Source organism: Acinetobacter sp. AOR43_HL (assembly GCF_027854635.1).
Lineage (GTDB): Bacteria > Pseudomonadota > Gammaproteobacteria > Pseudomonadales > Moraxellaceae > Acinetobacter > Acinetobacter pittii.
This window is the reverse complement of record NZ_JAKTHX010000002.1, coordinates 292,344-312,755: the sequence shown is the minus strand read 5'-3', so window position 1 is coordinate 312,755 and position 20,412 is coordinate 292,344. Positions and strand designations below refer to the sequence as shown.

At 38.6% G+C, this 20,412-nt stretch carries 15 protein-coding genes; 11 read left to right on the top strand and 4 right to left on the bottom strand.

What is annotated here, in order from left to right; translation table 11 throughout:
• Positions 1-54 precede the first annotated feature (54 nt).
• Both tsf and rpsB read right to left on the bottom strand, forming a co-directional pair.
• A complete protein-coding gene (gene tsf / locus MKL33_RS01425; RefSeq protein WP_002118238.1) occupies positions 55-930 on the bottom strand; it encodes a translation elongation factor Ts in 876 nt (291 codons plus the stop codon).
• Positions 931-1,067: 137 nt separating this feature from the next.
• Complete coding sequence (gene rpsB / locus MKL33_RS01420; RefSeq protein WP_002118204.1) at positions 1,068-1,820, bottom strand: 30S ribosomal protein S2; 753 nt, start codon at positions 1,818-1,820, stop codon at positions 1,068-1,070.
• 210 nt (positions 1,821-2,030) lie between these two features.
• Between rpsB and map the strand changes: the two genes are divergently transcribed.
• The 4 genes from map to MKL33_RS01400 all read left to right on the top strand — a co-directional run bounded on the left by map (position 2,031) and on the right by MKL33_RS01400 (position 7,268).
• Positions 2,031-2,858 (top strand): type I methionyl aminopeptidase, encoded by an 828-nt coding sequence (map, locus tag MKL33_RS01415; RefSeq protein WP_002118165.1) that lies wholly within the window; start codon positions 2,031-2,033, stop codon positions 2,856-2,858.
• 203 nt (positions 2,859-3,061) lie between these two features.
• Positions 3,062-4,132, top strand: a complete 1,071-nt coding sequence (locus MKL33_RS01410) for an OmpW/AlkL family protein (RefSeq protein WP_014207246.1) — start codon at positions 3,062-3,064, stop codon at positions 4,130-4,132.
• A 404-nt stretch (positions 4,133-4,536) separates the two neighbouring features.
• Positions 4,537-5,883 (top strand): MFS transporter, encoded by a 1,347-nt coding sequence (locus MKL33_RS01405; protein ID WP_014207247.1) that lies wholly within the window; start codon positions 4,537-4,539, stop codon positions 5,881-5,883.
• 170 nt (positions 5,884-6,053) lie between these two features.
• Positions 6,054-7,268, top strand: a complete 1,215-nt coding sequence (locus MKL33_RS01400) for an MFS transporter (RefSeq protein ID WP_202732170.1) — start codon at positions 6,054-6,056, stop codon at positions 7,266-7,268.
• Positions 7,269-7,511: 243 nt separating this feature from the next.
• On the opposite strand, the gene sthA is transcribed toward MKL33_RS01400, so the two are convergent.
• Complete coding sequence (gene sthA, locus MKL33_RS01395; protein WP_002118117.1) at positions 7,512-8,924, bottom strand: Si-specific NAD(P)(+) transhydrogenase; 1,413 nt, start codon at positions 8,922-8,924, stop codon at positions 7,512-7,514.
• 196 nt (positions 8,925-9,120) lie between these two features.
• On the opposite strand from sthA, the gene lipA reads away from it, so the two are divergent.
• The 3 genes from lipA to MKL33_RS01380 all read left to right on the top strand — a co-directional run bounded on the left by lipA (position 9,121) and on the right by MKL33_RS01380 (position 13,366).
• Positions 9,121-10,134: a lipoyl synthase gene (lipA, locus tag MKL33_RS01390; protein ID WP_002118167.1), complete on the top strand. Its 1,014-nt coding sequence runs from the start codon at positions 9,121-9,123 to the stop codon at positions 10,132-10,134.
• Positions 10,135-10,413: 279 nt separating this feature from the next.
• The gene (locus MKL33_RS01385; protein WP_270906332.1) at positions 10,414-12,876 is read left to right on the top strand and encodes an acyl-CoA dehydrogenase; all 2,463 of its coding nucleotides are present in this window, start codon (positions 10,414-10,416) and stop codon (positions 12,874-12,876) included.
• A gap of 106 nt (positions 12,877-12,982) precedes the next feature.
• Positions 12,983-13,366, top strand: a complete 384-nt coding sequence (locus MKL33_RS01380) for a carboxymuconolactone decarboxylase family protein (RefSeq protein WP_270906331.1) — start codon at positions 12,983-12,985, stop codon at positions 13,364-13,366.
• Between the two features lie 37 nt (positions 13,367-13,403).
• Here MKL33_RS01380 and MKL33_RS01375 read toward each other — a convergent pair whose 3' ends face one another.
• The gene (locus tag MKL33_RS01375; protein WP_270906330.1) at positions 13,404-13,940 is read right to left on the bottom strand and encodes a cysteine peptidase family C39 domain-containing protein; all 537 of its coding nucleotides are present in this window, start codon (positions 13,938-13,940) and stop codon (positions 13,404-13,406) included.
• 221 nt (positions 13,941-14,161) lie between these two features.
• Between MKL33_RS01375 and ahcY the strand changes: the two genes are divergently transcribed.
• From ahcY to MKL33_RS01355, 4 genes are all read left to right on the top strand, one after another.
• A complete protein-coding gene (ahcY, locus tag MKL33_RS01370) occupies positions 14,162-15,544 on the top strand; it encodes an adenosylhomocysteinase (RefSeq protein WP_033847673.1) in 1,383 nt (460 codons plus the stop codon).
• 70 nt (positions 15,545-15,614) lie between these two features.
• Entirely contained in the window at positions 15,615-16,451 is an 837-nt protein-coding gene (gene metF, locus MKL33_RS01365; RefSeq protein ID WP_270906329.1) for a methylenetetrahydrofolate reductase [NAD(P)H], read from the top strand.
• 18 nt (positions 16,452-16,469) lie between these two features.
• Complete coding sequence (locus MKL33_RS01360; protein ID WP_017480723.1) at positions 16,470-17,192, top strand: 16S rRNA (uracil(1498)-N(3))-methyltransferase; 723 nt, start codon at positions 16,470-16,472, stop codon at positions 17,190-17,192.
• A 134-nt stretch (positions 17,193-17,326) separates the two neighbouring features.
• Positions 17,327-20,179, top strand: a complete 2,853-nt coding sequence (locus MKL33_RS01355; RefSeq protein WP_270906328.1) for a putative bifunctional diguanylate cyclase/phosphodiesterase — start codon at positions 17,327-17,329, stop codon at positions 20,177-20,179.
• Positions 20,180-20,412: the final 233 nt, after the last annotated feature.

The following is a 20,412-nucleotide window of genomic DNA, read 5'->3' as shown; positions in this document are numbered from 1 at the left end:
ATTTTAACTGAGATAAAAAAAGCCCCAATGGGGCTTTTTTTATTGTGATACGAATTACTTCGCAGCAGCTTGAGCAGCAGCAACTTCTTCAGCGAAGCTAAGTTCTGCTTTCTTCTCAATACCTTCACCAACTTCGAAACGTACGAATTCAGCAACAGTAGTACCAGTTGCTTTTAATACATCAGCAACTTTCTTGTCATTGTCGATTACATACATTTGACGATCAAGAGCAACTTCGTTCAAGTATTTATCAACTGAACCAGTTACCATTTTCTCAACGATGTTAGCTGGCTTACCAGATTCTAACGCTTTCGCTTCAGCAATTTCTTTTTCTTTAGCGATAAGGTCAGCAGGAACAGCTTCAGCATTTACAGCTACTGGGTTGAATGCAGCAACGTGCATTGCAATACCTTTACCAGTATCAGCATCACCAGTATAAGAAACTACAACACCGATTTTTAAACCGTGTTTGTAGATAGCCAAGTTTTCGCCTTCAACGATTTTCGCGCGACGAACTTGGATGTTTTCACCGATTTTTTGAACAAGTGCAATACGAGCTTCTTCAACTGATTGACCGTCTGCTAATTTTAATTCAGCGATTTTAGCAGCATCAGTTTCACCAGCAGCTAAAGCAGCAGTAGCAACAGCTTTTGAGAAGTTAGAGAAGTTTTCGTCTTTAGCAACGAAGTCAGTTTGACAGTTAACTTCAACTAAAATTGCTTTGTTGCCTTCTTGAACGATTGTGATTGCACCGTCAGCAGCAATGTTACCAGCTTTTTTAGCAGCTTTAGCTTGACCAGATTTACGAAGGTTATCAATAGCAAGCTCGATGTCACCGTTCGCTTCTGTTAATGCTTTTTTGCATTCCATCATTGCAAGACCAGTACGGTCACGTAATTCTTTTACCATGCTTGCAGTAATTGCAGTCATGTTGATCTCCTAAAATCGGTAGAAAATAAATCTTTTCAACAAAAACGGCCCAAAGAAACTCTGGGCCGTTTGCACTCTCGACGCTTAATTTGCCACCATTACATGTCGCAAAAATGACAAGCCTGCGTCAAAACGCATTAAGCCTCAGAAGCGTCTTTCGCAGCGTCATCGCCTTTTGCTTGAGCGTTCGCTTGAGATTGAGCGTATTCTTTACCAGCAAGAATTGCGTCAGCCATAGCTGAAGCATATAGAGTTACTGCACGGATCGCATCGTCGTTACCAGGAATAACGTAATCAACGTTGTCTGGGTTAGAGTTTGTATCAACGATACCGATAACAGGAATACCTAAGTTCTTAGCTTCTTTGATTGCAATCGCTTCGTGATCAACGTCGATTACAAATAATGCGTCAGGTAAACCACCCATGTTTTTAACGCCGCCTAAAGAGCGCTCAAGTTTTTCCATCTCACGAGCACGTTCTAAAGCTTCACGTTTAGTAAGCTTAGCAAAAGTACCATCTTGAGATTGAGTTTGAAGATCTTTTAAACGGTTGATAGATTGGCGAAGTGTTTTCCAGTTCGTCAACATACCACCTAACCAACGGTGATCTACATATGGTTGACCAGCGCGTTGAGCTTGTTCACGGATGATGTTAGAAGCAGCACGTTTTGTACCAACGAACAAAACTTTGTTCTTTTTGCTTGCTAATTGGTTAGCGAAGTTCAAAGCATCATTTAACGCAGGAACAGTGTGCTCAAGGTTGATGATGTGAATTTTGTTGCGCGCGCCAAAAATGTATTGACGCATTTTTGGGTTCCAGAAACGAGTTTGGTGACCAAAGTGCGCACCTGCTTGAAGAAGGTCGCGCATGCTTACGTTGTAATCTGCCATTTTCTTTACCTTAAAAGTTGGGTTAGGCCTCCATATATCCGCATTCTCCACCTTTTTACGGGCACCCAGAGTAATGTGACGATATATGTGCGGATTTTTTACTCCATCTATCAAAATTGTTCGTAAAAGATATTCACGAAAAGCATTTGATAAAATGGGCGGCTATTTATACCATAGACGCTTGTAAATTACCAAAAGTTTTTAGAGATCATGAACAGTACTTATACAGCTCCACGTCGATTAATCAAAACTCCAGATGAAATTGAAAAAATGCGCATTGCAGGACGACTGGCGGCTGAAGTTCTAGAGATGATCAAGCCCCATATTAAGGCAGGTGTAAGTACACTTGAACTTGATACCATTTGTCGTAATCACATTGAAAATGTGCAACATGCTATTCCTGCATGTGTAGGCTATGGTGGAGCTCCTGGGCGCCCTGCTTTTCAACACTCTATTTGTACTTCGGTTAACCATGTTGTCTGTCATGGTATTCCCTCTGAAAATAAAATTTTAAAAAATGGTGACATCCTTAATATTGACGTTACTGTCATTAAAGATGGTTATCACGGCGATACCAACATGATGTATGTCGTTGGTGGTGAAACTTCTATTTTAGCCAACCGTCTATGCAAAGTTGCTCAAGAAGCGATGTATCGTGGGATGGCAACTGTTAGAGATGGTTCATATTTAGGTGATATCGGCCATGCAATCCAAAAGTATGTCGAATCAGAACGTTTTAGTGTAGTACGCGAATATTGTGGTCACGGTATTGGAACTGTTTTCCATGATGAACCTCAAGTACTCCATTATGGTCAAGCTGGTACAGGTATGCGTCTGGAAGCAGGTATGACTTTTACAATTGAACCTATGGTAAATGCTGGCGTATGGCAAACTAAATTGTTAGGTGACAAATGGACTGTCGTAACGAAAGACCATAAACTTTCAGCTCAATATGAACATACTATTTTAGTTACCCAAACAGGCATTGAAGTCTTAACTGCTCGTCCAGAAGAAGACTTATCTCGCTTCAACCAATAATTTAAAAAACTTAAATAAAAGGCTACTTTGTGTAGCCTTTTATTATTTATTATGTACTTTTTATTAATAAATCTTTCCAAATATAAACAAATATTTCAAAAAAATTACAATTATTAATTTTTAATACACAATCTATTCAATAAAACAGGGTATGGTGGGCTCAATAAAAATCAGTAAACAAATGTCGGACATGGAGTCCTTTTATGATGAAAAAGTCATTATTTTGTATGACAGCTGCCTTTTTTGCTCTGCCAACATTCACTTATGCCGCTTCACCATATTTTAGTTTTAAAGATGGCGATGGCTTCAAACGTTTTTCTGTCTCTGCTGGTCCTTTATATGTAAAACCAACAGGAAAAGCTCAGCCTTTTAGGATTAATACTTCTGTTAAAGAAAATGAGCAATCTAAGGTCGGAGATATTAAAGTAAAAACTATTCAAGACAATATTTCTGATAGTAATAGTAATGTCGTTCTTGAAGAACTTATTGATGTTATTGGTTTAGGTACTGATACTATTCCCGCATGGTTAAGTGGAACCGCTGAAATTCGCGGTTTGAGTCAATGGGAAGCGGAGAATACAGGCTTAGAAGCTGATGATGTAACTACCCTCGGTCTTATGACAAATTACTTTTTTACAGATAATGTCTCATTAGAAGTAAAAGCAGGAATTCCACCTAAAGTCGATCTACAAGGTAAAGGTAAGATTTATGCGCCTTTTTCTGCTACTGCAAAACCTGCTGGCGGAATTCTTGGATCAATGGAGCTTGAAAATAATATTTTTATTACCGATCTTGAAGCCCATGGAAGTGCTGCATCAGCTCGAGCTTGGACACCAGCATTTGAATTACAATATCACTTTGGCAAAACTGGCGTAAATAAATTTAGACCGTATGTTGGACTAGGTGTGATGTATGCCTATTTCAGTGAATTAGAAATGAATCCTGAAATCGAAAATGATTTAGTCAGTGCTGGTCATATGATTGTAAATATTAAAGATGGTAAATCGGGTGCTGCTTTAGAAAGAAAAACTAGTTCTGGTGATCCTAAAGTAGACCTTGAGGCATCTGACGCAATTGCGCCCGTAGCAACTTTGGGTTTCACCTATGACTTCAATGACAAATGGTATGCGGTTGGTTCTGTCTCTTACGCTCACTTAAAAACGGATACGACCATTACAGTCAATGATGCCAAATATGGTGAATTAATTAATGCAAAAGCAGATATCGAAATTAATCCAATTTTAGGTTATGCCGGTATTGGTTATCGCTTCTAATTTTTGTGTCACCCAAAGCTATAAAAACTTATGCACGTTTTTATAGCTTTCTTTTTTCTAAATTTTGCTTCTTTTTAAATCAAAATGCTAAAAAAATGAGCACTTTTATAAAGCCGATAGAAAAAATTTACCGCCTTCCTCTCTTATGACCATTTACTGATTTATTTCTGTTTTTTAATTAATTTTATTTTTAATAAACTAACTCAATAGAATTAGAAAGTAATTTTTCCTTTTTAGTAAAATTAATTTTTTGGCACAAGCTTTGCTTTATTCATAGCGAGATGAGTCAACGATGATTCAATGAATAAACCAAGACGGCCAACGATGTCCGCTCTGATCGGTCTGCAGATAGGCAATAAATTGCCATGCAAATTAAAATTTCGTTCAGTTCAGAGGGACGGCGTATGTCTTCAAATATCAATCTAGATGCAAAAAAAGCAACTGAAATAAAATTATTTAGCTTTTCTACTCCTGCAATGCGCGCTTTCCACATGACATGGCTCGCATTCTTTGTGTGCTTCTTCGCATGGTTTGCTTGCGCACCATTAATGCCAGTGATTAAAGGTGAGTTCGGCTTAACCAAAGACCAGATTGCCAATATCAATATTGCCGCCGTTGCAATTACGATTTTAGTACGACTCGCTGTCGGCCCACTTTGTGATAAATATGGCCCGAGGATTACCTATACAGCTCTTCTCTTGCTTGGCAGTATTCCTGTATTTGGGGTTGCTGCTGCTAACAGTTATGAGTCTTTTTTATTCTTCCGCTTACTGATTGGTGCAATTGGCGCAAGCTTTGTTATTACGCAATATCATACAAGCGTTATGTTTGCACCTAATGTTGTAGGTACAGCAAATGCGGCAGCAGCTGGTTGGGGTAATGCTGGTGGCGGTGCAACCCAAGCTCTAATGCCTTTATTACTTGGTGCAATTGTCATGTTCGGTGTCGAACAAACTATGGGCTGGCGTGTTGCACTAATCGTACCAGGCGTAATGATGGTCATTGTTGGTATTCTTTACTGGAAACTCACCCAAGACTGCCCTCAAGGAAACTTTAAAGAAGTCCGTGCACAAGGTATTGAAGTTGGTAGTGGTAAAAAAGGTGGCATGGCAATTTTGATGCAAGCTGCTCGTAACTACCGTGTCTGGATTTTATTTGTGGCTTACGGTGCATGTTTCGGTATTGAAATTTTTATCCATAACGTTGCAGCAATGTACTATGTTGATCAGTTCAAGATGGATTTAAAAACTGCTGGTTTAACCGCGGGGATATTTGGTCTTCTTGCACTCTTTGCTCGTGCACTTGGCGGTATTATTTCCGATAAAGTCGCACTCAAAAAAGGTTTAGATGGCCGCACTAAAGTACTGGTACTCATGATTTTAGGTGAAGGTTTATTCTTAATTCTTTTCTCTCAAATGAATGTGGTTGCTCTTGCAATTATTTCCATGACCATTTTTGCCTTGTTTACTCACATGGCTTGTGGCGCGACATATGCTCTCGTACCATTTATTGATCGTAATGCTTTAGGTGGTGTTGCAGGCATTATTGGTGCAGGTGGCAATGCGGGTGCTGTTGCAGCTGGCTTCTTATTAAAAGGTTTGCTAGATGTTCAAACTTGTCTATTTATTTTAGGTGGTTTGGTTATGGTCGCAGGCTGTAGCGTAATTCTAATTCGCTTCACGACTGAACATAAAGAAAAAGAACAAGTACTTTTTGAACAAGCATTACTTGAACGTAATTCCGCAGCATAATTTCTACAAGAAGCAGAGATCAAAATGATGTCTGCTTCTTTAATTTTCTTGTCATAAAATACGATCCTTAAGAACTTTTTAATTCTTCTTAAATATTCCCTCCAACTATATCGATATTTTTCGATATATCTTCTACAATAAATCATCATTATTATAATTTTCCATTAATCATGACTAAAACTGGCAACCAATTTTCTCAATCTCTTATCTATATGCTGATTGGCAGTGCAATTATTCTGGCCCTTTCATTAGGTGTCCGTCATGGTTTCGGTCTCTACCTTGTACCCATGAGCCATGAATTTGGCTGGGGACAGCATGTTTTTAGTCTTGCGATAGCCATGCAGAACCTGATCTGGGGAGCTGTTCAGCCTTTTACCGGTGCAATTGCAGATAAATATGGCAGTAAAGTTGTAGTTGCTGTTGGTGGCTTACTTTATACCCTAGGCCTACTTTTAATGGCTTTTAGTTCAAGTGTACTCATTTTGAATTTAAGCTTAGGTCTTATTATTGGTTTAGCTTTATCAGCAACCTCTTTTACGGTTTTACTGAGTGCAGTAGGCCGAACTGCCCCTCCAGAAAAAAGAAGTATGGCAATGGGTATTGCCAGTGCAGCAGGCTCTTTTGGTCAGTTTATTATGCTACCTTCCACCCTTCTCTTGCTTAAAATGGTAGGATGGTCGTCAGCTTTAATGGTGAGTGCGCTGTTAATTGCGTTTATCATTCCCCTAGCATGGATGCTAAAAGGACCAAGCAATCAAACGCCAAAAGCAATTGTTCAACCTCAACTCACATTTAAACAAGTACTGAATATTGCTAGAAAACATAAGCCATTCTGGTGGTTAGCTTTAGGTTTCTTAGTATGTGGATTCCAAGTTGTTTTTTTAGGTGTACATTTACCCGGCTATTTAATCGACCACGGCTTTGATGCAGCTACAGGAACTGTGTTTCTGGCACTAGTTGGACTATTTAATATTGTGGGAACTTATGGGGCGGGTTGGCTGGGAGATCGATTCTCAAAACCTAAATTATTAATGGCACTTTACGGTAGCCGTGGCATCGCAATCATCGCCTTTTTACTATTACCTCTAAGCACTTATACGGTATATGCTTTTGGCGTCATTATGGGGCTACTATGGCTCTCTACAGTTCCACTTACCAACGGCATCGTGGCAAATATGTTTGGTGTTAAATACCTTTCAATGTTAAGTGGTATTGTGTTTTTCACCCATCAAGTCGGTTCTTTCTTTGGCGGCTGGCTTGGCGGTGTTAACCATGACTTAACAGGTAATTACAATGCAATTTGGCTATGTTCAATAGCTTTGAGTATATTAGGGGTAATCGTACATTTCTTTGTAAATGAGGAGGCTGTTATCCATGACGCATAATGCCTTACTTTTGAAAACAATTATGACTTTGCTCGTGATTACTCTGCTGGCCTCTTCAATCATTTTATGGAAACAAACTCCTGATTTATTTTTATATTTTAATCAAGCATTTTGTGCCCACTAGAGATATAGACAGCCAGACGCATACTGCAAATTGTCATAAAAATATAAAAAACCTATGGTCTAATGAAAATAAAAAAGCCCGCAAGTTTGCGGGCTTTTTTATGAAAAACTTATTTAAAATCAAAACAAACGATTCATACCATTAAGCGCAGCTACACGATATGCTTCTGCCATTGTTGGATAGTTAAACGTTGTTTCAACAAAATATTTCAAGGTATTGTTTGGGCTGTGCATAACTGCTTGCCCAATGTGGATAATTTCGGCAGCGTTATTACCAAAACAATGAATACCTAAAATTTCCATAGTGTCACGGTGGAAAAGAATTTTTAACTCGCCCACTGTATCACCAGTAATTTGTGCACGAGCCAAATGACGGAAAGAAGCCTGACCTACTTCATACGGAATTTTCTCTTCCGTTAATTCCTGTTCATTTTTACCAATTGATGAGATTTCTGGAATAGTATAAATACCTGTTGGGATATCACGTACTGGCTTCGCATCTTCACCACTCATGTTTGCACCAGCACAGCGCCCTTGGTCATAAGCAGCGGAAGCAAGTGATGGCCAACCAATCACGTCACCAGCAGCATAAATATTTTCAACTTCAGTTTGATATTGATCATTTACTGAAAGTTGACCACGGTTATTTGGTACTAATCCAACATTCTCAAGACCTAAGCCTTCTGTATTACCTGAACGACCGTTACACCAAAGAATCGCATCGGCTTTAATCTTTTTACCACTTTGTAAATGTAGTACAACATGGTCATCAAACGTTTCAAGATGATCCATTTGTTCATTGTGACGAATCAATACACCTTGTTCACGTAAGTGATAAGACAAAGCATCAGCAATCTCATCATCTAGATAACTTAATAATTTTTGCTGAGTATTAATCAAGTCAACTTTATGGTCTAAACCAATAAAGATTGAGGCATATTCACAACCAATAACACCTGCACCGTAAATAATGATTTTTTGAATTGAATAATCAAGATCAAGGATTTTGTCCGAATCGAATACGCGAGGATGATCAAAGTCTAAACCTTGCGGATGATAAGGACGACTACCTGTAGCAATCACGATTTGCTTACAGATAATTGTTTCTTTAATGCCTTCATGGCTAAAAACTAAAACTGTATTTTTATCTTGAATATATGCACGGCCGTGGAATACACCGATTTTATTGCGATCGTAAAAACGTGTATGTGTATCAACCTGTTGTTGAATTACTTTGTGTGCATTACGCAAAACCTGTTTCATGGTGAACTGTTTCCATTCACCTACTTTTTGAAACATTGGATCACGCTGATAACGAATAATACTAGAAACTGTTTGACGTAATGCTTTACTTGGAATGGTACCTACGTGTGCACAGTTACCACCCAGTTGATCACGCACATCTACAATTGCAACACGCTTACCCGCTTTTGCAAGCTTCATTGCCGCGCCTTCACCTGCAGGTCCAGAACCGAGAACTACCGCATCGTATTTAACGAAATTCCCACTAACGACCTCTTTTTTACGTGGCATTGAAAGCTCCTTCCTCACTTGAATGACCATATTTTATAATAAATTATGGCTAATATGCGGTGAATTTATGTATTTCTCAACCCTATATTTCTGAATAACCACATTTATTATATGAATAGTTATTTTCCGCTATTAACTGCAGAAGTTCGCTATAATACAATGTCAATGTCTCTATAAACGAGTGGAAAAGTTAAATATGTCAGAACACCGTAAACCTGAACAGGGTGTAAAACTTCGTGGCGCAGAAAAAGTCGCAAGAATTCCTGTAAAAGTTGTACCTACGGTTGAAGTGCCGCGTAAACCTGACTGGATTCGTGTCAAGATGACGGCACCAGAAGAAGTTCAGCGTATTAAAACCACTTTACGTGCTCAAAAACTCCATACCGTTTGTGAAGAAGCTGCTTGTCCAAACCTACCAGAATGTTTTGGTGGTGGTACAGCAACATTCATGATCATGGGTGACATTTGTACACGTCGTTGCCCTTTCTGTGATGTAGCACATGGCCGTCCAAATGCACTCGATGCAGATGAACCTCGTCACATGGCAGAGACAATTGCTAATCTTAAACTCAAATATGCGGTAATTACTTCGGTTGACCGTGATGACTTGCTTGACGGCGGTGCACAACACTTTGTGGACTGTATCAAAGAAGCTCGTGCACTAAGCCCAAATACATTGCTTGAGATTTTAGTACCAGATTTCCGCGGACGTATGGATATTGCTTTACGCATTATGACTGAATGTCCGCCAGACGTATTTAACCACAACATTGAGACTGTGCCACGTCTATATAAAGCAATGCGTCCAGGTTCAGACTATCAACATTCTTTAAACTTATTAAAAATGTTTAAAGAATATTGTCCTGACATCCCAACAAAATGCGGTTTGATGGTGGGTATCGGTGAAACTGAAGAAGAAGTTATTGCATTGCTTGATGACTTGCGTGCTCACGATGTTGACTATGTGACTATTGGTCAATACTTACAACCTTCTAAACAACACGCGCCAATTGACCGCTTTGTAACACCAGAAGAGTTCGAACGTTATGCAGAGCATGGCCGTAAACTTGGCTTTAGAAATATTTGGTCTGCACCAATGGTTCGTTCAAGTTACTTTGCTGATCGTCAATACCACGGTGAACCAGTACCAGAAGTTCGTCGCAAAGTAGATCCAGCTAAAAAAATCGCTGTTCAAGTTGTCGAAGCTTAAAAATTAAATATCTGTAAAAGCCCTCTACTTTAGAGGGCTTTTTATTTGTATAAGAAAATCAATAACATTTCTTGACAAATCGATAAAACAAGCCATTACACTTTCACTTAAAAATATCTTATACCTAAAAGTACGATATATCCCTGCTCTAGCATATACATCAATTGCGACATAAAAAATTAAATTTAAACAGCATTAAAAATTAGCTAGTTAAGCCTTAAATCTCTCCTCGCTTTTTTGTAACTTCTAACTTGAGGGCTTATCTAGCAAGGAGCAAGTATGATTTTCCTACTCTTTGTTTTAAGCGTTGTCATTCAGCTTTTTGCAATATGGGCAATTTTCTTTTTTAATCTAAACAGAACCATTGGCAGTGTTATTACGATTGCTGTAGCCATACTTACTACGCTCATATTAACGCCATGGGCTCTCCTTTTAGGTATTCCCCTTATTGTCCTTAGTATCATTATTTTATTTGCACCATTACGTTTTAATCTGATTACTCAACCTGCATATAAAACATTAGCAAACTCAATGCCGAGCATCAGTACGACTGAACAAGAGGCTTTAGAGGTAGGTACCAGTTGGTGGGAAAAAGAATTATTTATGGGGGCACCCGATTGGTCACAATTTGAAAAGTACCCCTACCCAACGTTGTCAGCAGAAGAACAAAGTTTTATCGACAATGAAGTTGAGCTCCTTTGTAGCATGCTAGATGAATGGGAGATTCATCATCACTTAAAAGATCTGCCACCAGAAGTTTGGCAATTTATTAAAGACAAAGGTTTTTTAGGACTCATTATTCCAAAGTCCTTTGGTGGCAAAGAATTTAGCTCATTTGCCCAAAGCCGTATTATGAGTAAAATTGCTTCCCGCTCACTCACCACAGCTGTGAGTTGTATGGTTCCAAACTCGTTAGGACCGGGTGAGCTACTCATGCACTACGGTACCGATGCACAAAAACAGCAATATTTGCCCGGCCTTGCTAAAGGTGAAGAGATCCCATGCTTTGGTTTAACCAGCCCAGAAGCAGGTTCAGATGCAGGTGCCATTCCAGATTCGGGCGTTGTTTGTTACGGCGAATATGAAGGTGCTCAAGTCCTTGGACTTCGCATGAATTTCTCTAAACGCTGGATTACGCTTGCGCCAATTGCCACCGTTGTTGGTCTAGCCTTTAAACTTTATGACCCAGAAGGCCTATTGGGAGATAAAAACAAAACAGAATACGGTATTACTTGTGCCTTAATTCCTGCAAGTCATGCGGGTGTAAAAATAGGAGCACGCCATTATCCTGGTTCACCATTTATGAATGGAACAGTAGAAGGAGAAGATATTTTTATTCCTATTGACTGGATTATTGGTGGTCAAGAAAATGCCGGAAAAGGCTGGCGAATGCTCATGGAATGTTTAGGTGTAGGCCGTGGTATTTCCCTTCCAGCTCTAGCAACAGCCGCAGGTGAAATGAGTTATTTAACCGTTGGTGCTTTTGCGAAAATTCGCCAGCAATTTAATATTTCTGTCGGTAAATTTGAAGGCGTACAAGAAGCAACCAGTGAAATTGCCAGCGATGCCTATATGCTTGAAGCATTTCGTTATTTAGTGACATGTGGCCTAAACCAAGGTGGAACACCTGCCGTGATGACTGCTATGGCAAAATATTATGCAACTGAAACGATGCGTAAAGTCGTAAATCACGGAATGGATATTGCTGGCGGACGTGCAATTCAACTTGGGCCACGTAATTTCCTTGCCCTTACCTATCAGGCAATTCCAATTGCTATTACAGTAGAAGGCGCAAATATTTTGACCCGTTCATTGATGATTTTTGGTCAAGGTTCAATGCGTTGTCATCCTTATCTATTTGAAGAGTTACAACTCCTTCAATCTGAAGATAAGAATAATTCAGTCAAAAAATTTGATGATTTGTTATTTAAACATTTAGCCTATACCTTTAACCGTGGTGCAAGATCATTTGCTTATGGTTGGACAGGTGGCTCAAGCGATGCGCCTCAGTCAGCAGATCAATTCACTGCAAGTTACTATAAAACGATTAATCGTTTTAGTGCCAACTTCGCACTTGTTTCAGATATGTCACTTGGCCTACTTGCAGGCGACTTAAAACGCAAAGAAATGTTATCAGGCCGCTTGGCAGATATTCACGCGCACCTTTTTATTTCTACTGCGATATTAAAATTTTATGAAGCTGGACAAAAAACTGAAGCTGAACAACTTCACGCTAAATTAGCGCTACAAAAAGCTTTCTTGAATATTCAGGAAGCATTTTGGGGATTATTTGAAAACTTCCCAGCCAAACTTCCAGCAGCATTTGTAAAATGGATTTGTTTCCCTTTTGGTCGTGTTATTTCAAAACCAGATGATGAGTTAAAACAACAAGTCGCTGAACTTATGATGCAAGAGCACCCTTTCAGAGAGCAGCTTAAACATCACGTATTCTATTCAACCAAAGCCGATGATGTGACTGGACGTTTAGAGCATGCTTTCCAAATTCTGCGAACCCTTGAACCGCTTTGGGATAAGTTTAAGAAAGCTGAATCCAAAGGCAAGTTTACGGGTCTTACTTTTGAGGAAAATATTGAACAAGCGATAAAAGAAGGCTTTATTTCTGAAAGTGAAGCTCAACAATTATTGCAATACAACGCAATTCGATTCGATAGCATGCTTACAGATGTGTTTGATAAAGATTTAAATAAAGATCTTCCTTTGTCGAACCCTCATCAAATTTAGTGACTGATGCCTCCACTAATTCACTATTGCAATCATTTTCGATTCGCATTAATTAATAAACAGCCATAAAAGCGTCAATTGACGCTTTTATTTTTAGGAGAAATTAATGTCTAAGCAAGATTACGAAAATGGATTAAAAGTTCGCACAGAAGTGATGGGAGAAGCTTTTGTAAAGCGTGCCCAAGAAAATACCGCACCCTTTACCCAGCCTTTACAAGACTGGATTAATGAACATGCATGGGGATCGACTTGGCAGCGTGAAGGTGTGCTACCTCGTAAATATCGTTCATTAATTACTTTAGCGATGTTAACTGCGCTTAAGTCACCAACCGAACTCAAAGGCCATGTTCGTGGTGCACTTAACAATGGTTGTACAGTTGAAGAGATTCAAGAAACTTTATTGCACAGCCTGCCATATTGCGGCGCCCCTGCTACACAAGAAGCTTTTCGCGCTGCTTTAGAAGTGATTCAAGAATATCAACAACAATAACTTCAATATGAGCCAGCACTCTACTGGCTCTTTTTATCTAATTCAATTTGGATGAATACATCTGAAAATTACGATCATCAATCACAATAGCCTGACGGCAAATCCCCTCTACTTGACGCTGCTTTTCGAAAACTGCCGCTGACATCGGTTCAAAACTATCAAAAAAGCAGATTTCATTTTGATCTATAGAATAAATGAGCGACTGATTTCCAAAACCTTCTAAAGTATCGTAGTACACAATCACCATTTTTCCGTTTTGAATTGCAGCTTGAATATCTTGATAGCTCAGTGCTGGTCCAGTTGGAATTTTTAATACCTTTGCTTCTTTATAGCTCATACGTTCGCTTTGGCTAATGCTAGGATCCTCATCTGAATGAAATGACACCTCAAATCCTAGTTTCTTTAAAGCAACAGCTAAGGCAATAGTATAGGTGCCTCCTTCATCGTGTCGGCAAACATTCATCAGCTCAACCACATCAATTTGTACTCCATGATGCTGAAGCACCATCCAAACTGCAAAAACGCCAAAGTTTGACTCTAGGCTTGCCAACGACTCGGGAATATTTAATGCCATAATTAGAATCTAAAGTGATAATTACGCAGATAATAAACAAAACTGGATTGGCACTAAAAGCTTTTCCAAGTACAATGTTTCGCTAGTCGAGGGATGCTGCGACAATTGATCGGCACTAAAGATCAATTTGCCAGGCTCGACGATCGGTTAAACACTCGTTTTAACCAACAACGGCATCCGCGAACAGAATGATCAATACTATTTTTTCCTAGGAGATCCTGATGAACGCGGTTAATGCTTCATTTACAGATTACAAAGTTGCTGACATCTCTCTTGCTGATTACGGCCGTAAAGAAATCAAACTTGCTGAAGCAGAAATGCCAGCTTTGATCGGCTTACGTAAACGCTATGCGGCTTCTAAACCACTTGCTGGCGCAAAAATCCTTGGTTGTATTCACATGACCATTCAAACAGCTGTTCTTATTGAAACGCTTGTTGAATTAGGTGCTGAAGTACGCTGGACATCATGTAACATTTTCTCTACTCAAGACCACGCTGCTGCTGCAATTGCTGCTCGCGGTATTCCAGTGTTTGCTTGGAAAGGTGAAACTGAAGAAGAATACGTATGGTGTTTAGAGCAACAGATTAATGTAAATGGCCAACCTTGGGATGCCAACATGATCTTGGATGATGGCGGTGATTTAACTGCTCTTGTTCATGAAAAATACCCTGCTCTTTTAGAACGCATTCACGGTATTACTGAAGAAACGACTACAGGTGTTCAACGTCTTATCGAAATGTGGAAAGACGGTTCTTTGAAAGTACCTGCAATTAACGTAAATGACTCAGTTACTAAATCTAAAAATGACAACAAATATGGTTGCCGTCACTCATTAAATGACGCAATCAAACGTGCAACTGACATGCTTTTGTCTGGCCGTCGTGCACTTGTAGTGGGTTATGGTGACGTGGGTAAAGGTTCTGCTCAATCTTTACGTCAAGAAGGCATGATCGTTCGTGTAACTGAAGTTGACCCGATTTGTGCAATGCAAGCATGTATGGACGGCTATGAAGTTGTATCTCCATACAAAAACGGCGTACAAACAGGCAAAAAAGAAGATATTAACCAAGATCTTCTTGGCAACACTGACCTTGTTGTAACCACTACTGGTAACTACCACGTGTGCGATGCAGCAATGTTAGACAGCTTAAAAGCTGGTGCAGTTGTATGTAACATCGGTCACTTCGACACAGAAATTGATACAGCTTATTTACGTGGTTACAAGTGGGTTGAAGTTAAGCCACAAGTTCACCAAGTTTATCGCTCAGAAGATGAAAATAACTACCTTATCCTTCTTTCTGAAGGTCGCCTTGTAAACCTAGGTAATGCAACTGGTCACCCATCACGTGTAATGGATGGCTCTTTTGCTAACCAAGTTTTAGGTCAAATTCACTTATTCCAAGAGAAATTTGCTGATCTTCCTGCAAATGAAAAAGCTGCAAAAATTCGTGTAGAAGTTCTTCCTAAGAAACTTGACGAAGAAGTTGCTGCTGCAATGGTTGCAGGTTTCGGTGGTGTACTTACTCAGTTAACTCAAGAGCAAGCCGATTATTTAGGTGTTGCTGTTGAGGGACCATTCAAGTCTGACGCTTACAAGTACTAAGAACTTAAGGGCAGACGGTGAACCGACTGCCCTTTTTTCTAAAATGTTTCGCTGTTTACAAGGATTTGACATGACTAAACGTACACCTATTTCTTTTGAGTTTTTCCCGCCAAAAACTGATGCTGGTGCTGAAAAACTTCGTATTGTTCACCAAGAATTACAATTTCTGAACCCTGAGTTTTTCTCAATTACTTATGGGGCTGGTGGTTCTACTCGCGAACGTACTCTGGCTGCTATTGATGATTTCAATGGTAAAGGTACACCAGTTGCACCTCACCTTTCTTGTATTGGTGATGATAAAGCTCGTATTGCTGAGTTACTGGATTTATATAAAGCTCAAGGTATTAACCGTATTGTTGCTTTACGCGGTGATTTACCTTCTGGTCAGGTTGGACTTGGGGAACTTCCTTACGCACAGGATTTAGTACGTTTTATTCGTGAGCACTCAGGTGACCATTTTCATATTGAAGTTGCAGCTTATCCAGAAATGCATCCTCAAGCTGAAAATCTTGATTCAGATATTCAACGTTTTATTGAAAAAGTACAAGCTGGTGCCAATGCAGGAATTACTCAATTCTTCTTTAATCCAGATTCGTACTTTTATTTTATAGAGCGTTTAGAGCAAGCTGGAATTAACATTCCGGTGGCTCCAGGAATCATGCCAATTACCAATGCAAGCAACTTAATTCGCTTTGCAGACGGTACGGGTGCTGAAATTCCTCGCTGGATCCGTAAGCAATTACAAGCCTATGGTGATGACAGTGAAAGTATCAAAGCTTTCGGTCATGAAGTTGTTGTTAAGTTGTGTGAACGCCTTATTGCAGGTGGTGCGCCAAGCTTACACTTCTATTCAATGAATCAAATCGAACCAACTCGTCAACTTGTTATTGATCTTGGTTTAAATTAATTTTGTAAGGCGTACCCAATGAACCGTTTTTTTATCGAAACTGAACTTACAGTTGGCTCAACAATTCAACTGACAGAATCAGTATTCCATCATTGGGTGCGTGTTTTACGTGCACAACTACAAGAACAAGCGACTCTATTTAATGGACAAGGTGGTGAATATCTCGCGACTTTGACCGAAATTAATAAAAAAAATGCGTTTGTCACAATTGAGAATTTTAACCCTGCAAACCGTGATGCCCCTTTTAAAGCTGTTTTAGGTCAAGTCATGAGTAAAGGCGATCGAATGGATTATGCCATTCAGAAAGCCACTGAATTAGGTGTAAGTCAGATTCAATTGCTAACAAGTGAGCGTTGTGAAATGCGCTTAAAATACGATAGAGATCAAAAAAAATTAGATCACTGGCAAGCTGTTGCAATTGCAGCATGTGAACAATGTGGCCTCAATTTGGTTCCAGAAGTATTAGCGCCTATTTCTCTTCATGAATGGTTAAGTTCTTCTCAGCTTCCTCAATCTAAATTTGTTTTAGCACCAGAAAAGGAACAAAAAGATGTATTGGCGGGCATACAGCCTGAACTTGCTTTATTGATTGGCCCAGAAGGTGGGCTAAGTGAAAATGAAATTACCCAAGCCAATCAAGCTGGATTTATGAACTGGTGCATTGGCGACCGAGTTTTGCGTACAGAAACTGCCCCTGTTGTTGCCTTGTCTATTTTAAATTATCGATTTTTATCCACCTAAGTTCTCTGCACATTGATTAAATCATTATTTAAAGTTAACTTACTTTTATTGTATGAATAAAATTTCAAATTCTTTTTCACTGATAAATCAGATTCTTTCTGTATATATGTAAAAAAATAGGATAGAAAAATCTTATGTCTGGGCTTCAGGAAGAATATCTACAGCATCAAACAAAAATTGAACAGCTGAAACTTTCAACTCAATATATCCGCTGGTATTTAATTAGCCTGATATTACTGTGCCTCATTTCATATGGTATTTTTTCTTACTATTTTTCATCTACAATAACAATATTTAGCTGGTCTATTGGCCTTACCGTCGTCGCTCTTGTCTGCTTATTATTTATTCCAAATATTTTAACTCACTATCGCACGATTGATTTTACAAAAAAAGCTGATCGTGCCTTACAAAGTATTTGTTTATTCTCAGGAATTTTAATTGGAATAAATGTCACAATTATTCATTTTTATCTACCTACTGAATTAATTGCACTACCAGATGCTCATATTTTAATTGCTTTATTTATTACTTCGGCTCATATCATTGGCCTTACTTTTTTAACACAGCAACCCCGATATTTTTATCTCTTATTTATTCCTAGTACCCTCCCTCTATTAATTGCTCAATTCACACATAATCCAATAACTCAGCTACCTTTTTATTTCTCCTATAACCTCACCTTTGTGGCAACTGTGCTTTGTGCATATGCAACTCAACGCAATTACCAAAAGATCTCTCAATTATTATTAAAAAATAAACAGCTTGTTCAAATTTCAGACCAGCATACCCAATGGGCTGAAGAATTATGTGTACAACTCCAACAAGAAGTGAATAAGTCCAAAGATATTGAAGCCCAGCTTCAATTTAATAATCATTTACTTGAGCAAAAAGTACGTGAACGTACCTATGACCTCACAAAAATGAATGAGCAACTCGAAAGCCATCACTATAATTTAGCTTTTGCACATGAAACTGCGGGTATTCGGCCTTGGGATTGGGATATTGAAAGTCAAAGATTGGAAATTACATTTTTCGATCAACAAAAACAAACTCAAACCGCCATTATTCATCTCAACACGATATTAGAGCGTATACACCCAAGCGATAAAAAACTTTTTGATGAACGTTTAAAACAACATTTGGAAGGCGTTACAGATCATTTTAATATCACCTTTCGAATTTTACGTCGAGATGGTTCTTGGAGATGGATTCATGATGTAGGCCGTGTCATCACCAGAGATCCAAAGACACAAAAAGCGCTTCGTATGGTGGGAATGACCCGCGATATACATCAAGAGAAGAAGGATCAAGAACATCTAAGGCTATCTGCAATTGTGCTCGAGCAAGCTGCGGAAGGAATATTTATTTTAGATGAGCACCTAAACTATATTGATGTAAATCCCTACTATGAAAAATTAACCGGATTTTCCAAGTCAGAGCTTCTGAGTAAAGAACTATTTAGCATTACAATTAATCAAAAAGAATTACAACAACAGTTTCATACATCAATAACCCAACAGCTCTTGGAGACAGGAGAATATATGGGTCAGTTTGACGAAAAGTTCAGTTCTGGTAAAAGCGTATATTTATGGTTGCATATCAATGTGGTCAAAGATGAATTCAATCAAATTACCAATTATATTGGATTTGCACGTGACCTCACTGAGCAAAAGCGCCAAGAGCAACATCTATCTTACTTAAAAAACTACGATAGCCTCACCCACCTGCCTAATCGTCTTTACTACTACAATCAATTACATCAATATCTCGTAAACCCTTCATATAACATTAAAAATTTAGCATTAATACGGGTAAATATTGACCGCTTCCGAGCTTTCAATGAGTTTTTAAATAATGATAGTGGTGATGAATTACTTAAACAGTTCGCACAAAGATTACGCTTAATCAATATCAATGCGATTTTAGTCGCCTATTTAAATAGTGATGATTTCGCAATCATTTATGAGATTTCGCCAATTCATCCAAATGTTGAGCAATATTGCCAAAACATTTTACAAGCACTCAATGCGCCTTTTTACATTGATAATCACGAATATTTTATTACCGCATCTATCGGTGTTGCATGTTTTCCTGAACATGGCAGACAAATTGATCATCTCAACAATCATGCAGAGCAAGCTCTTTCCGAGGCAAAACGTTTAGGTGGTAATACAATTTGCTATTACTGCAATAAAACAAATCACTCATATAAAACTGCCGATTTAGAGCAAGAATTACGTAAAGCTATTCAAAATGATGAATTTGTCATTTATTACCAGCCCAAAATTAATCTACACGATCAATCAATTATTGGCTTTGAAGCACTCATTCGTTGGCAGCATCCTGAAAAAGGATTAATCCTGCCAAATATGTTTATACCTTTTGCTGAGCGTAGTAGCCTGATCTCAGATATTGGGAAAGTTGTTTTAGATAAAGTTGGAAAGCAACTCCAAGAGTGGAAAAATGCTGGTTATATCAATATTCAAGTCTCTGTAAATATTGTCGCTCAACAAATACATCGAGGCTTATTACTCAACGACTTAGATGAGGTTTTGCAAAAATATAATATTCAAGGTTCAGATCTCGAACTTGAAATTACAGAGTCCGCTCTTTTAGACAATACTGCCAATGTAAAAACACTATTACACTCGATAAAACAACGAGATATCTCAATTGCTTTAGATGACTTTGGTACGGGTTATTCCTCTTTAGCCTATTTGACAGAGTACCCAATTGACGTATTAAAAATTGATCGTGCTTTCATTTCGAAAATTGGTGATCACAAACAAGAAGCAATTGTAAATGCAATGATCGCGATGGGTAAAAGTATGGGACTTAAACTGGTTGCTGAAGGTGTAGAAACAAAAGAACAAGTCACCTATCTACAAAAACAGCAATGTGATTTTTTACAAGGCTATTTCTTTAGTCGCCCTATTCCTGCCGAGCAGATTATTCCTTATCTACAAACAAATCAGCATATTTATTAATTGTTCCAATCATCTATTTTACCTATGCTGCTTTTTCCAAAAATGAGCGTTTTTGACTGTGAGAAATAAAGAAGTAGTGTTATATTCTTTAGCATTTAGCTCACCACGGGGCTATTGGCAATTCGTCTACTATTCTCTTAATTGGTAAAAATTAAAGCGTAGTTAAAGAAGTGAGTTGCCTCTCCCTAAATGAGCAATTTGACTAGTTTGCTTTTTTGTATCAAATAGAGACT

What these genes read in the sequence shown, in the direction of transcription:
- tsf (WP_002118238.1), bottom strand. Translation starts at nt 930, where the DNA reads ATGACTGCAATTACTGCAAGCATGGTAAAAGAATTACGTGACCGTACT.
- rpsB (WP_002118204.1), bottom strand. Translation starts at nt 1,820, where the DNA reads ATGGCAGATTACAACGTAAGCATGCGCGACCTTCTTCAAGCAGGTGCG.
- map (WP_002118165.1), top strand. Translation starts at nt 2,031, where the DNA reads ATGAACAGTACTTATACAGCTCCACGTCGATTAATCAAAACTCCAGAT.
- MKL33_RS01410 (WP_014207246.1), top strand. Translation starts at nt 3,062, where the DNA reads ATGATGAAAAAGTCATTATTTTGTATGACAGCTGCCTTTTTTGCTCTG.
- MKL33_RS01405 (WP_014207247.1), top strand. Translation starts at nt 4,537, where the DNA reads ATGTCTTCAAATATCAATCTAGATGCAAAAAAAGCAACTGAAATAAAA.
- MKL33_RS01400 (WP_202732170.1), top strand. Translation starts at nt 6,054, where the DNA reads ATGACTAAAACTGGCAACCAATTTTCTCAATCTCTTATCTATATGCTG.
- sthA (WP_002118117.1), bottom strand. Translation starts at nt 8,924, where the DNA reads ATGCCACGTAAAAAAGAGGTCGTTAGTGGGAATTTCGTTAAATACGAT.
- lipA (WP_002118167.1), top strand. Translation starts at nt 9,121, where the DNA reads ATGTCAGAACACCGTAAACCTGAACAGGGTGTAAAACTTCGTGGCGCA.
- MKL33_RS01385 (WP_270906332.1), top strand. Translation starts at nt 10,414, where the DNA reads ATGATTTTCCTACTCTTTGTTTTAAGCGTTGTCATTCAGCTTTTTGCA.
- MKL33_RS01380 (WP_270906331.1), top strand. Translation starts at nt 12,983, where the DNA reads ATGTCTAAGCAAGATTACGAAAATGGATTAAAAGTTCGCACAGAAGTG.
- MKL33_RS01375 (WP_270906330.1), bottom strand. Translation starts at nt 13,940, where the DNA reads ATGGCATTAAATATTCCCGAGTCGTTGGCAAGCCTAGAGTCAAACTTT.
- ahcY (WP_033847673.1), top strand. Translation starts at nt 14,162, where the DNA reads ATGAACGCGGTTAATGCTTCATTTACAGATTACAAAGTTGCTGACATC.
- metF (WP_270906329.1), top strand. Translation starts at nt 15,615, where the DNA reads ATGACTAAACGTACACCTATTTCTTTTGAGTTTTTCCCGCCAAAAACT.
- MKL33_RS01360 (WP_017480723.1), top strand. Translation starts at nt 16,470, where the DNA reads ATGAACCGTTTTTTTATCGAAACTGAACTTACAGTTGGCTCAACAATT.
- MKL33_RS01355 (WP_270906328.1), top strand. Translation starts at nt 17,327, where the DNA reads ATGTCTGGGCTTCAGGAAGAATATCTACAGCATCAAACAAAAATTGAA.